Source organism: Burkholderia ambifaria AMMD (assembly GCF_000203915.1).
GTDB lineage: Bacteria > Pseudomonadota > Gammaproteobacteria > Burkholderiales > Burkholderiaceae > Burkholderia > Burkholderia ambifaria.
The window spans coordinates 2,976,489-2,988,907 of the sequence record NC_008390.1 but is presented as its reverse complement, the minus strand read 5'-3'; the positions used below and the strand labels follow the sequence as shown (position 1 = coordinate 2,988,907).

The 12,419-nt window shown below is 66.9% G+C and carries 11 protein-coding genes and 1 tRNA gene; 6 read left to right on the top strand and 6 right to left on the bottom strand.

The window, feature by feature from the left end; translation table 11 throughout:
* Window positions 1-56: 56 nt before the first annotated feature.
* Together BAMB_RS13700 and BAMB_RS13695 are read right to left on the bottom strand one after the other, a co-directional pair.
* Complete coding sequence (locus tag BAMB_RS13700) at window positions 57-944, bottom strand: LysR family transcriptional regulator (RefSeq protein ID WP_011657845.1); 888 nt, start codon at window positions 942-944, stop codon at window positions 57-59.
* Between the two features lie 289 nt (window positions 945-1,233).
* A complete protein-coding gene (locus BAMB_RS13695; protein WP_011657844.1) occupies window positions 1,234-2,154 on the bottom strand; it encodes a LysR substrate-binding domain-containing protein in 921 nt (306 codons plus the stop codon).
* Window positions 2,155-2,375: 221 nt separating this feature from the next.
* Between BAMB_RS13695 and BAMB_RS13690 the strand changes: the two genes are divergently transcribed.
* The 4 genes from BAMB_RS13690 to BAMB_RS13675 all read left to right on the top strand — a co-directional run bounded on the left by BAMB_RS13690 (window position 2,376) and on the right by BAMB_RS13675 (window position 6,925).
* Window positions 2,376-3,692, top strand: coding sequence for an MFS transporter (locus BAMB_RS13690; RefSeq protein WP_011657843.1), 1,317 nt, complete (start codon window positions 2,376-2,378; stop codon window positions 3,690-3,692).
* 32 nt (window positions 3,693-3,724) lie between these two features.
* Window positions 3,725-5,197, top strand: coding sequence for an amidase (locus BAMB_RS13685; protein WP_011657842.1), 1,473 nt, complete (start codon window positions 3,725-3,727; stop codon window positions 5,195-5,197).
* 113 nt (window positions 5,198-5,310) lie between these two features.
* Window positions 5,311-6,513, top strand: a complete 1,203-nt coding sequence (locus tag BAMB_RS13680) for a porin (protein WP_011657841.1) — start codon at window positions 5,311-5,313, stop codon at window positions 6,511-6,513.
* A gap of 127 nt (window positions 6,514-6,640) precedes the next feature.
* Window positions 6,641-6,925, top strand: coding sequence for a PAAR domain-containing protein (locus tag BAMB_RS13675; protein ID WP_011657840.1), 285 nt, complete (start codon window positions 6,641-6,643; stop codon window positions 6,923-6,925).
* 43 nt (window positions 6,926-6,968) lie between these two features.
* Here BAMB_RS13675 and BAMB_RS13670 read toward each other — a convergent pair whose 3' ends face one another.
* Window positions 6,969-7,280, bottom strand: coding sequence for a cupin domain-containing protein (locus BAMB_RS13670; protein ID WP_011657839.1), 312 nt, complete (start codon window positions 7,278-7,280; stop codon window positions 6,969-6,971).
* Window positions 7,281-7,339: 59 nt separating this feature from the next.
* Window positions 7,340-8,023 carry a DJ-1/PfpI family protein gene (locus tag BAMB_RS13665; RefSeq protein ID WP_011657838.1) on the bottom strand — a complete coding sequence of 228 codons (684 nt, stop codon included), beginning with the start codon at window positions 8,021-8,023 and terminating at the stop codon, window positions 7,340-7,342.
* Window positions 8,024-8,137: 114 nt separating this feature from the next.
* Here BAMB_RS13665 and BAMB_RS13660 point away from each other — a divergent pair, with 114 nt between their 5' ends.
* On the top strand, window positions 8,138-9,106 hold the full coding sequence (locus tag BAMB_RS13660) for a GlxA family transcriptional regulator (protein ID WP_011657837.1): 969 nt from the start codon (window positions 8,138-8,140) through the stop codon (window positions 9,104-9,106).
* Between the two features lie 187 nt (window positions 9,107-9,293).
* Window positions 9,294-10,265 carry a LysR family transcriptional regulator gene (locus BAMB_RS13655; protein WP_011657836.1) on the top strand — a complete coding sequence of 324 codons (972 nt, stop codon included), beginning with the start codon at window positions 9,294-9,296 and terminating at the stop codon, window positions 10,263-10,265.
* Window positions 10,266-10,374: 109 nt separating this feature from the next.
* On the opposite strand, the gene BAMB_RS13650 is transcribed toward BAMB_RS13655, so the two are convergent.
* A tRNA-Met gene (locus BAMB_RS13650) sits at window positions 10,375-10,451 on the bottom strand.
* Window positions 10,452-10,568: 117 nt separating this feature from the next.
* Window positions 10,569-12,227, bottom strand: a complete 1,659-nt coding sequence (locus BAMB_RS13645; protein WP_011657835.1) for an MFS transporter — start codon at window positions 12,225-12,227, stop codon at window positions 10,569-10,571.
* Window positions 12,228-12,419: the final 192 nt, after the last annotated feature.

The following is a 12,419-nucleotide window of genomic DNA, read 5'->3' as shown; positions in this document are numbered from 1 at the left end:
CCAAAGGTTGGACGGGTGTCCAACTTTTGGGGTGCAGTTCAGATTGAACCCTTCTTTCACCTGACGAAATACTCGACCAGGTGATCGACGAAAAGCCGCGTCTTGCGCGGAAAGTGCCGTCGGCTCGGGTACGCGATATTCATCTCGAGCTCCTCGAGCCGATAGTCGGGCAGCAGCGCGAGCAGCCGTCCGTCGGCGAGATCCGCTTCCACTAGGAAGTCGGGCAGCACCGCGATGCCCATGCCCGACAGCGCCCAGTTCCGGATCAGCCCGATGTTGTTCGACGATGCGGATTTGTTCGGCCGCACCGCGACGCGTGTCGGCTCGTGATCGAACGACAGGTATTCGCCCGCGAAGTCGGCATGGAACGTCAGGCACGAATGGGACGCGAGATCGTGCGGATGGATCGGTGCACCGTGAGCTTCGACATACCGGGGCGCCGCGCAGACGATCCGCTTGAGCCGCGTGAGCGGGCGCGTCACCAGCGTGTTGGTGCTGATGCGCTGCGACAGCAGCAGCCCGACGTCGAAGCCCTCCGATACGAGATCGACATGGCGGTCGACGATCGTGACTTCCGGCACGATGGCCGGATGCTGCGTCTTGAACGCATCGATCGCCGGGGCGAGCACGTGCATGCCGAACATGACCGGCGCGGCGATCTTCAGCGATCCGATCGGCTCGTGATGCATCGACGCGATCGTGTCCTCGACGCGGTCGATTTCCTCGATCACGTGACGGATCTGCGCGAGATACAGATGACCGGCATCGGTGAGCGACAGGCTGCGCGTCGTGCGGTTCAGCAGGCGTGCGCCGAGCCGATCCTCGATGCCCATGATGAGGCGGGTGGCCGACGAGTTGGAGATGTTCAGTTCCGTGGCTGCACGCGCGAAACTGTGAAGTTCGGCTACCTTGATGAATAGCCGCATTGGCAGGAGTTCGTCCATTTTTTTATCGGTAAATAGAATTGTTTGTTTAATTCTATCTGTCGACGCGTCGTATTTGAACGAATGACTCACGCGAATAAGTATTACGAAATGATGTGTTGATCGACAGCGCGAAGGGTCTCAAAATAACGGGTTCCGGGCCCGTTGCGTTGTTGAATCTTATCGGCAGGATTGGTCCTATATAAACCTTCTGCCTCGATTTGTATTTAGTAATTGTACGAAATTAGACGTGATTTTTCTTATAAAGAAAATCGATATTCGTAGTGCGATTCGAATCGAATAGGACAGGTCACGATCGCCACAGCAGTTTCGCGGGATCGTACCGGCGCACGGCCTCGACGAAGCAGTGGATCAGGTAGTCGCATGCGACCGTGTTCAGCGCATCGCGCCGCGTGAGCACACCGGCCGATACGGTCGGAATCGTCTCCTTCACATCGATCGTGACCATCCGTTCGCGTATCCAGTCGATCTCCATGAAGAGCTGCGGCACGCACGACACGCTGTCGGTATGCACCGACAGCGCGAACGCCGCGCTGAACGACGTGCATTCGACGATCGGCTGCGGCGCCGCGTAGCCGTGCGCGACGAACATGTTCTGCAGCAGCCGGCCGATGCTTTCCGGCGACGTGTTGAGCACCCACTGCGCATCCTGCAGCTGCGCGAGCGACGTGCAGTGGCGTAGCGGATTGCTCGCGCGCGTCATCAGGATCAGCGCCGATTCGATGAGCGGCCGGAACGTGAATTCGGGCGACAGCCGCGTCGCATCGACGATCGCGATCACGAAGTCGAGCGTGCCGTCGCGCAGGCGCGGCAGCGCCGTGTCGAGAAAGCCTTCGCGCACGTCGAGGCGGATCGTCGGCATGCGCTGACGGAACGCGTCGAGCGCGGCCGGCAGGAAGCCGAGCGACATCAGCGGCGTCAGCGCGCACGCGAGCGCGCCTTCCTTGCCGCCCGACAGATGGATCACGTCGTCGCGCGCGTGCTGGATCTCCGCGAGGATCAGCCGCGCGCGTGCATAGACCGCCTGGCCGAAGCGCGTGAGCTGCGCGCCGCGCGCGTTGCGCGTGACGAGCGGCACGCCGAGGTCCTGCTCGAGTTCGCGGATGGCCTTGGTGAGTGCGGGCTGGGACAGATGGATCGCACGCGCGGCGGCGCGCAGGCTCCCGTGTTCGGCGATGGCGGCAAGCGCCCGGAGCTGATGGTGTTTCACGGCGTGGCGGGGCGCGGCGGCAGTAGCGACGTTCGTATCCTACACCGCGATCGCGCGGGCAAAGCGCGCGATAACCAGGCGTTATCACGATCGAAAAATGTCGCTCCGGGCTGCGTATTTTGAATGCCTAGACTGCATGCGCAGGCCGTCGAACGGGCCGCGCACCACACACGCACCACACACGCAACCGATACGCACAACCAGTACGGAGACATACCTTCATGAAGGCGCCCCGAGCGGACAGCACGTTCGGCGGGCATGTCGGCACCGTTGCCGCATCCCCGTCCAATCGCCAGCTGATCGTCGCGATCACGATCGGCAACGGCCTAGAATTCTTCGATCTCACCGTGTTCAGCTTCTTCGCGGTGCTGCTTGGAAAACTGTTTTTCCCGGCCGCGTCCGCGCAGCAGCAATTGCTGATGTCGGTCGCGACGTTCGGCGTCGGCTTCATCGCGCGGCCGATCGGCGGCGTCGTGATCGGGCTGGTCGCCGACCGCTTCGGCCGCGTGCCGGCGATGAACCTCACGCTCGTCACGATGGCGATCGGCACCGGGATGATCGGCGTCATGCCGACCTACGCGCAGATCGGCGCCGCGGCGCCCGTGCTGGTCGTGCTCGCACGGCTGCTGCAAGGCTTCTCCGCCGGCGGCGAAGTCGGCGTATCGACGTCGCTGCTCGCCGAGCGTGCACCGCCCGGCGAACGCGGCTACTACACGAGCTGGCAGTTCGCGAGCCAGGGCGCGGCGGCGCTGGCCGGTTCGTTCGTTGGCTTCCTGCTGTCGTATTTCCTCGAACCGGCCGCGCTCGAGTCGTGGGGCTGGCGCGTGCCGTTTCTCGCCGGCGTGCTGATCGCGCCGGTCGGCCTGTACCTGCGCGCGCGCTTCAATGCGCTCGAACAGCACGCGCCGGCCGCGGCCGCACGGCGCTCGTCCGCGGTGCTCGGCACCGTGCTGCGGCGCGACGGCGGCGCCGTGCTGACAGCGCTCGGCCTCGTGGTCGGCGGCACCGCCGCGCACTTCATCGTCCTCTATTACATGTCGACGTACGCGATCCGCGTGCTGCACCTGTCGATGGATACCGCGCTGTGGTGCGGGATTCTCTCCGGTGCGGTGATGTTCGTCGCCGCGCCGATCGGCGGACGCCTGTCGGATCGGCTCGGCAGCAAGCGCGTCGCGCTGTGGACGCGCGTTGCGCTGACCGTGCTGATCCTGCCGGGCTTCTGGCTGATCGGCGCGGTGCCGTCGATCGCGACGATGTACGCGGTCGTGATGCTGCTCGCCGCGCTGCACTCGGTCAATGCGGGCGCGAACGGCGTGATCCTCGCGGAGCTGTTTCCGAAGAGCACGCGCGCGACCGCGCTGTCGATCGCGTATGCGGGCGGCGTGTCGATCTTCGGCGGCTTCGCGCAGTTCATCGTCACCTGGCTGATCGGGGCGACCGGCAATCCGGCCGCGCCGGCGTGGTACGTGATCGTCTGCGGCCTGCTGTCGCTCGTCGCGCTCGCGTTCGCATCGGACCGAAGCGATCAGGATCACTGACCGACTGACTTCCATCTTCTTCGATCCATTCCATGACCACCACCGTTTCGTTTTCGCCGTCGCCGGCCGACCTTGCCGCCGGCGATCTGTGCGACCTGCCCGCGCGCACCATGCTCGAATTGCTGAAGTCCCGGCAGATCAGCGCCTGCGAGCTGCTCGATGCGCATCTCGCGCGCATCGCGACGATCAACCCGCGCGTGAATGCGCTCGTCACCGTGGTCGACTCCGATGCGCTGCGCACCCGCGCACGCGAGCTCGACACGCACTGGGCGCGCGGCGAATGGCAGGGGCCGCTGCACGGGCTGCCGGTGTCGCAGAAGGACCTGACCGCGACGCGCGGCGTGCGCACGACCTTCGGTTCGACGCTGTTCGCCGAGCACGTCCCGCAGCACGACGCGCTGATCGTGCGGCGCTGCGCGAGCGCCGGCGCGCTGATGATCGGCAAGTCGAACACGCCGGAGTTCGGCGCCGGCTCGCATACGTTCAACGAGGTGTTCGGCGCGACGCGCAACCCGTGGGACCTGACGCGCTCCGCCGGCGGCAGCAGCGGCGGCGCGGCCGCGGCGCTCGCCTGCGGGATGAATCCGCTCGCGTGCGGCAGCGACATGGGCGGTTCGCTGCGCAACCCGGCCGCGTGGAACAACGTCGTCGGGCTGCGGCCGTCGCCCGGGCGCGTGCCGCGCGCGCCGGACCTGAACGGTTGGGCGACGCTCGGCGTCGACGGGCCGATGGCGCGCGATGTCGCCGACACGGCGCTGCTGCTGTCCGCGATCGCCGGGCCGAGCGGCGAAACCGCGACCGGAATCGCCGAGCCCGGCGCGTGCTTCGCGCAGCCGCTCGAACGCGATTTCCGCGGCACGCGTATCGCGATGTCGCGCGGCTTGCCCGGCGTGCCGGTCGATCCCGAGATCCGGCGCGCGGTCGATGCGCAGGCGCGCGTGTTCACATCGCTCGGCTGCGAAGTCGAATTCGACGACCCCGATCTCACCGAAGCCGAAGACCTGTTCCGGATCGAGCGCGCGTGGATGATCGGCACGCTGCTGGACGGCTTCGACGAGCGGCAGCGCGCGGCGCTCAAACCCGAACTCCACGACGAATACCGGCTGCATCGTTCGCTCTCGGCCGCGGATCTCGGCCGCATGTTCGTGCGCAAGACGCGCCTGTTCGAGCGGATGCGCGCGTTCCTGCAGCGCTACGCGTTCTACGTGCTGCCGACGACGCAGGTGATGCCGTTCGACGCCGCGCTGCGCGCGCCTGCCGATGTGCTCGGCGTCGAGAGCACGACCTACATCGACTGGATGCGTGTGTGCTGGCTGCTGTCGTCGACCGAGGCGCCGATCCTGTCGGTCCCGTGCGGATTCTCCGAAGCCGGCTTGCCGATCGGCATGCAGATCGTCGGCGGCTACCGCGACGACTGGGGCGTGCTGCAGTTCGGCCATGCGTACGAAGTCGCGGCCGGCCGGCGCTGGACGCCGCCGCCCGTCGTTGCCGACGCACTGCGTTGACCATCTTTCCCGGCTGACCCCGACCGTTCCGGCTTGCACCGGAGCAGGCCGCGCGCCTGCGGGCGGCGTGCGCCCGTGTATCGCCATTCGACCCGCGCACTGGAGATCGTTCGATGAAGAAGAAGCTGTTGGCCGGCGCGGGTGTCGCGCTGATCGCGGGTGCGGCGCACGCCCAGAGCAGCGTCACGCTGTACGGGATTATCGATGAAGGGCTGACCTATGCGAGCAACATCGCGACGCCCGGCCCGCACGGCGCGGTGAGCGGCAAGCCCGCGTTGCGAATGCTCGGCGGCGTGCAGCAGGCGAGCCGTTGGGGGCTGCGCGGCAGCGAGGATCTCGGCGGGGGGCTGGCCGCGGTCTTCACGCTCGAGAACGGTTTCGATCCGAGCACCGGCAGGCTCGGGCAGGGCGGGCTGATGTTCGGCAAGAAGGCGTTCGTCGGGCTGTCGGGGCCGTTCGGCACCGTCACGCTCGGGCGGCAGTACGACACCAACGTCGACATCCTCGGGCCGCTCGAGGCCGCCGCGCTGTTCGGCGGCTACATGGTCGCGCATCCCGGCGACCTCGACAACGTGAACAACGCGAACTCGACCAACAACGCGATCAAGTTCACCAGTAAAGACTACGGCGGGGCTCGCGTCGCGGCGATGTATGGGGTGGGCGGCGTCGCCGGCGCGGCGACGCGCAATCAGGTGTGGTCGGCAACAGTTGCCTACACGCGCGGGCCGCTTGCGGTGGCGGCCGGCTATCTGAATGCGCGCAATCCGAACGTGTCGTTCTTCGGCACGACCGGCAGCCCCGCGCCGAGCGTCGGCGGCGTGCCGGGCAGCAACATGCTGTCGCCGGTGTATTCCGGCTATGCATCCGCGCGCACGCTGCAGGTCGCGGTGGTGGGCGGCACCTATGCGATCGGCGCGATGACGCTTGGCGCGATGTATACGAACACGTCGTTCCGTCAGCTCGGCGACCTGTCGTCCGGGCCGAACCCGGGCGGCGTGTCCGGCAACGCGGTGTTCAACAACGCGGAGGCGAGCGTGCGCTACCAGTTCATGACCTCGCTGTTCGGCGGCGTGGCGTACGACTACACGCGCGGCGGCGGCGTGAACGGCCGCGACGGCGCGACGTATCACCAGGTCGCGGCGGGGCTCGACTATTTCCTGTCGAAGCGCACCGACGTCTACGTGAGCGCCGTCTATCAGCGCGCATCGGGCACCGACTCGACGGGGCATCTGGCCGTCGCGGCGATCAACGGGCCCGGTGCATCCGCGAACGATCGGCAGCTGCAGGCGCGCGTCGGCATGCGGCACAAGTTCTGATCCGTACGACGGCGCCCGAGCGCGCGGTGATATCCTCGCGAAACGCCCGCGACCGACGGGCGGATATCGACTGCGCGTACGCGGCCCGACGCCGTGCCGCGCGGCATTTCCGAGGGAGAGCCGAACCATGAGCCGCAAATTCATTCTGAAGGGCGACACGACCGACCATGGCGGCGTCGTGCTCGACGGCATCGCCAATTCGTCGTTCGACGGCCGCGAGCTCGCCTATCTCGGCGCGCCCGTGTTCTGCGCCGCATGCAAGACGCAGGGCGTGATCGTGTCCGACGGCGGCGAGCGCACGATGACCGTGATGGGCAAGGTCGTCGCGCTCGAACACGACCTGTGCCAGTGCCTGTGCACGCCGCAACCGAAGCTGATCCCGTCGCAGGGCACGGGCACCATCTCGGGCTGATGCCCGTCGAATCGGCGCGACGCGCGCCGCTGGGTTCCCGTCGTCAGACGCTGCCTTCGGTCTCGATCACCAGGATGCGTGCTTCGCCGAGCGGGTGCGCGACGTGTTCGGTGCCGATCGTCGCGTGGAATACGTCTCCCGTTTCGAGCACCGTCGCGTGCTCGATGCCTGCTTCCCGGTAGCGCATCTCGACACGGCCGTCGAGCACCGCGAAAATTTCCTCTCCGTCGTTCACGTGCCACCGGTACGGCTGATCGGTCCAGTGCAGGCGCACCGTGATGCCGTTCAGGTTCGCGATGTCCAGCGCGCCCCATGGGCGCTCGGCGGTGAACGCGGTGCTGCGGATGATGTTCATCGATAGGTCCGTGAGTGTGGAGGCCGCGCAAGGCGGGCGGTGTGGTCGAATGCGCGGGATCAGCGCGCCATCGCACGCAAGGCCGCGTCGATCGTCTGCCTGCGCTTCTCCAGCCCCGCCGCCGAGCGCTCGGTCACGCGCTTCAGCACCGACGCGGGCGCGGTATCCGGCGAGCCCGCGTCGAACGGCGGCGCCGGCGCGTATTCGAGCGCCAGCTGGATCGACTGCGCCTCTTCGTCGCCCGCGAGTTCGGCGGCGATCGTCAATGCGAAGTCGATGCCGGCCGTCACGCCGCCGCCGGTGATCAGGTTGCCGTCGCGCACCACGCGCTCGCGCACCGGCACCGCACCGAGCGGTTCGAGCAGTTCGTGAAACGCCCAGTGCGTCGTCGCGCGGCGTCCGCGCAGCAGGCCGGCCACGCCGAGCAGCAGCGCGCCCGTGCAGACCGACGTCACATAGCGCGCGGTGGCCGCGCGGCGCTGCACGAACGCGATCGTTTCCGCATCGAGCAGCAGGTCGTTGATGCCGATGCCGCCGGGCACGCAGATCACGTCGAGCGGCGGGCAGTCGTCGAACGTGCAGGTCGGCGCGAGCGCGAGGCCGCTGCTCGATGCGACGGTGTCGCGCGATTTCCAGACCAGATGGACAGCCGCGTCGGGCAGCGACGCGAGCACGTCGTGCGGGCCGGTGAGATCGAGTTGCTGGACGCCCGGAAACACGAGAAGGCCGATATGCAGGGTCATGCGAACGCTCCGTAGGGAAGGGGGCGCCGCGATCGGCGCACGATGGACAGATCGATTCTAGGCGCGTAGTGTTTGGCGAAATTGCCATATCACCCACGTTTTCAGCCAATCGCCATGCCTACCGCGCCGCGCTCGATCCTGATTCTCGCGTTCCCCCGTGCGCAGCTGCTCGACGTGAGCGGGCCGCTGCAGGTGTTCGCGTCCGTCAACGAACTCGCCGAGGAAAGGGGTCAGCCCGCGCCGTACGCGCCGCGTGTCGTCGCCGCCGAGGCCGGGCCCATCGAGACGTCGTCCGGCCTCGTCGTGATGGCCGATTCGCTGCGCTCTGCGGGACGGCCGGATACGGTGATCGTGGCCGGCGGCAAGGGCGTGCGCGCCGCGTCGCAGGATGCGCGGATGGTGCGCTGGGTCCGGCAGCAGGGGCAGCGCGCGCGACGTGTCGCATCGGTGTGCACCGGCGCGTTCCTGCTCGCCGAGGCCGGCCTGCTCGATGGGCGGCGTGCGGTCACGCACTGGGCGCGCTGCGACGAATTCGCGGCGCGCTACCCGAACGTGCGCGTCGAGCCCGATCCGATCTTCATCCGCGAAGGCGGGCTGTGGACGTCGGCCGGCGTGACGGCCGGCATCGATCTCGCGCTCGCGCTCGTCGAGGAGGATCTCGGTCGCGCGGTCGCGCTCGACGCCGCGCGCGAGCTCGTCGTGTTCCTGAAGCGGCCGGGCGGGCAGGCGCAGTTCAGCGCGATGCTGTCGATGCAGCGCACCGACGATCGTTTCGGCGAACTGCATGCATGGATCGCCGACCACCTGACGGCCGACCTGTCGGTGCCCGCGCTCGCCGAGCGCGTCAGCATGAGCGAGCGCAGCTTCGTGCGCCACTACCGCGCGGGCACCGGCCGCACGCCCGCGCGCGCCGTCGAGCAGATTCGCGTGGAGGCCGCGCAGCGTTTGCTCGGCGAAACCGCGTGGCCCGTCAAGCGGATCGCCACGCGGTGCGGCTTCGGTTCGGAAGAGACGCTGCGGCGCAGTTTCGTGCGCGTGCTCGGCGTGTCGCCGCAGGGCTATCGCGAGCGGTTCGTGCGGTAAGGGGCGGGCATGCCGCGGGCGGCGGGCGGGGACGGAACGAATCGTCGTGCCGAACTGAACGAAAGCCGGTTACTTTCCAGTCCGAAGTGCGTTCACTATTCAGAAGTTGAGAACAATGGGCGGGGGCTTGTGCCGCGCCCGTTGCGCGCTCTATTCTGTCCTGTTGGCGATTCGAAGGGGGCGCAGCATGGACCGCATCCAGGCAATGGAAGTTTTCACCCGCGTGGTCGACGCGAACAGCTTTACGCGCGCGGCCGACACGCTCGCGATGCCGCGCGCGTCGGTCACGACCATCATCCAGAATCTCGAGGCGCTGCTCGGCGTGCGGCTGATGCACCGGACAACGCGCCGGCTGTCGCTGACGCCGGAGGGCGCCGCGTACTACGAGCATTGCATGAAGATCATCTCGGAGATCGCGGAGGCCGACGCGAGTTTCCAGTCCGGCAACCGCAAGCCGAGCGGCGTGCTGCGCGTGCACATGCCGAGCTCGCTCGGGCGGCGCGTCGTGTTGCCGGCGCTGTCGATCTTCCGGCAGCGCTATCCGGACATCACGCTCGACCTCGGCTTGTCGGACCGCTACGTCGATCCGGTCGAGGAGGGCATCGACTGCATGATCCGGGTCGGGCCGCTCGAGGATTCGTCGATGGTCGCGCGGCGGATCGGGATGCTCAAGCGCGTGACCTGCGCGTCGCCCGACTATCTGGCGCGTCACGGCGAGCCGCAGGAGATCGCCGACCTGGCCGATCATCATGCGGTCAATTTCCGCGCGAGCCACGGTGCGCGGGCGATTCCGTGGGTGTTCATGATCGACGGCAAGCCGCTCGAGGTGCGGATGAACGGCAGTGTCACCGTCAACGATTCGGATGCGTACGTGACGTGCGGGCTCGAAGGGTTCGGGATGATCCAGCCGACGCTGTTCATGGTGCTGCCCAACCTGCGCGACGGCTCGCTGGTCGAGGTCCTGCCCGATTGCAATCCGAAGCCCAAGCCGATCTCGATCGTGTATCCGCACAACCGGCATCTGTCGCAGAAGGTGCGGGTGTTCGCGGACTGGCTCGCGGAGCTGTTCGAGTCGACGCCGGCGCTGGAGGGCGGGGAGAACTGGCGCGGGAAGGTGCGTGCGGATTCTGTCGAGGAGCGTGGATCGGTGGTGGCGTAGCGCCGAGCGCGCGTGGCCTGAAGGACGGGCGACGCGCGATACCGCGTGTGTGCCGGATGAAGCAATGAAAAAAGCCGCTGTTCCTTGCGGAACAGCGGCTTTTCGCATTTGGTGGCGAATCAGGGATTCGAACCCCGGACCTGCGGATTATGATTCCGTCGCTCTAACCGACTGAGCTAATTCGCCGAAGAATTGAATTATGCAGATGTGCCGCCGGGCTGTCAACACCTTTTTCATCTTCCCCGAAAAAAGTTGCCGGCGGCCCGGGTTGCAGGCGGGGTGCCCCCCACCTGCCCGACCTCATCAATCCTGCGCGTAGATGTTCGAGTCCTTCGTCTCCTTGACGAACAGCAGACCGATCACGAACGTGGCCAGCGCGATCACGATCGGATACCAGAGCCCCGAATAGATGTTGCCCTTCGCCGCGACGATCGCGAACGCGGTCGCCGGCAGGAAGCCGCCGAACCAGCCGTTGCCGATGTGATAGGGCAGCGACATCGACGTATAGCGGATCCGCGTCGGGAACATCTCGACCAGCATCGCGGCGATCGGGCCGTAGACCATCGTCACATAGATCACGAGGATCGTCAGTATCACGATCGTCATCGGCCAGTTGAGCTGCGCCGGGTCGGCCTTGGCCGGATAGCCGGCGCCCTTCAGCGTCGACGCGAGCGTCTTGTCAAACGCCGCGCCCTGCGCCTTCGCATCGGGCGCCTTGCCGTCATAGGCCGGGATCACCGTGTCGCCCACCTTGATCTGCGCGGTCGAGCCTGCCGGCGCCGCGACGTTCTCGTAGTTCAGGCCGGCCTTTGCGAGCGCGCTCTTCACGATGTCGCACGAGCTCGTGAACTTCGACGTGCCCACCGGGTTGAACTGGAACGAGCAGGTGGCCGGATCGGCGATGACCGAGATCGGTGCCTTCTGCGTCGCGAGTTCGAGCTGCGGGTTCGCGTAGTGCGTGAGCGCCTTGAACAGCGGGAAGTAGGTGAGCGCCGCGATCAGGCAGCCGGCGAGGATGATCGGCTTGCGGCCGATCCGGTCCGACAGCGAGCCGAAGAACAGGAAGAACGGCGTACCGATCAGGAGCGCGATCGCGATCAGGATGTTCGCGCTGGCACCGTCGACCTTCAGCGTCTGCGTGAGGAAGAACAGCGCGTAGAACTGGCCCGTGTACCAGACGACGGCCTGGCCGGCGGTCAGGCCGACGAGCGCGAGGATCACGATCTTCAGGTTCTTCCACTGGCCGAACGCTTCGGTCAGCGGCGCCTTCGACGTCTTGCCCTCGGCCTTGATGCGCAGGAACACCGGCGATTCGTTCAGCTGCAACCGGATCCACACCGACACCGCGAGCAGCAGGATCGACGCGACGAACGGCACGCGCCAGCCCCAGTTGCCGAACGATTCCTCGCCGATGAGCGTGCGCACGCCGAGGATCACGAGCAGCGACAGGAACAGGCCGAGCGTCGCGGTCGTCTGGATCCACGCGGTGTAGAAGCCGCGCCGGTTCGCCGGTGCATGCTCGGCGACGTAGGTCGCCGCGCCGCCGTACTCGCCGCCGAGCGCGAGGCCCTGCAGCAGCCGCATCGCGATGAAGATCACGGGCGCCGCGATGCCGATCGTCGTGTAGCCGGGCAGGAAGCCGACCACGAAGGTCGAGATGCCCATGATCACGATCGTCACGAGGAACGTGTGCTTGCGGCCGACGAGGTCGCCGAGCCGGCCGAACACGATCGCGCCGAACGGTCGCACGGCGAAGCCGGCCGCGAAGCCGAGCAGCGTGAAGATGAAGGCGGCGGTCGGATTGACCCCGGAGAAGAAGCTCTTGCTGATGTAGGCCGCGAGTGACCCGGCCAGGTAAAAGTCGTACCACTCGAACACGGTGCCGAGCGACGACGCGAAGATTACCTTCTTTTCTTCGGCCGTCATCGGCGAGTGCGAAATTTGCCCGCCTAAGGTTGCCATGAATCGTCTCCAAGTCCCTTGATATAAATATGCGGCCGCCTTGGGTGGGCGGGCCTGTCGACGATTATTGGCACGGAAACTTACGGCGCACTGACTTGCGGGCACAAAACCACTGCGCGTTAACCCGCGCCGAATCGGCCGCTTCGCCCCTCGATCAGGTCGCAAACGGGCGGTAAAGCACCGGTTTCGATG

What these genes read in the sequence shown, in the direction of transcription:
- BAMB_RS13700 (WP_011657845.1), bottom strand. Translation starts at nt 944, where the DNA reads ATGGACGAACTCCTGCCAATGCGGCTATTCATCAAGGTAGCCGAACTT.
- BAMB_RS13690 (WP_011657843.1), top strand. Translation starts at nt 2,376, where the DNA reads ATGAAGGCGCCCCGAGCGGACAGCACGTTCGGCGGGCATGTCGGCACC.
- BAMB_RS13685 (WP_011657842.1), top strand. Translation starts at nt 3,725, where the DNA reads ATGACCACCACCGTTTCGTTTTCGCCGTCGCCGGCCGACCTTGCCGCC.
- BAMB_RS13680 (WP_011657841.1), top strand. Translation starts at nt 5,311, where the DNA reads ATGAAGAAGAAGCTGTTGGCCGGCGCGGGTGTCGCGCTGATCGCGGGT.
- BAMB_RS13675 (WP_011657840.1), top strand. Translation starts at nt 6,641, where the DNA reads ATGAGCCGCAAATTCATTCTGAAGGGCGACACGACCGACCATGGCGGC.
- BAMB_RS13670 (WP_011657839.1), bottom strand. Translation starts at nt 7,280, where the DNA reads ATGAACATCATCCGCAGCACCGCGTTCACCGCCGAGCGCCCATGGGGC.
- BAMB_RS13665 (WP_011657838.1), bottom strand. Translation starts at nt 8,023, where the DNA reads ATGACCCTGCATATCGGCCTTCTCGTGTTTCCGGGCGTCCAGCAACTC.
- BAMB_RS13660 (WP_011657837.1), top strand. Translation starts at nt 8,138, where the DNA reads ATGCCTACCGCGCCGCGCTCGATCCTGATTCTCGCGTTCCCCCGTGCG.
- BAMB_RS13655 (WP_011657836.1), top strand. Translation starts at nt 9,294, where the DNA reads ATGGACCGCATCCAGGCAATGGAAGTTTTCACCCGCGTGGTCGACGCG.
- BAMB_RS13645 (WP_011657835.1), bottom strand. Translation starts at nt 12,227, where the DNA reads ATGGCAACCTTAGGCGGGCAAATTTCGCACTCGCCGATGACGGCCGAA.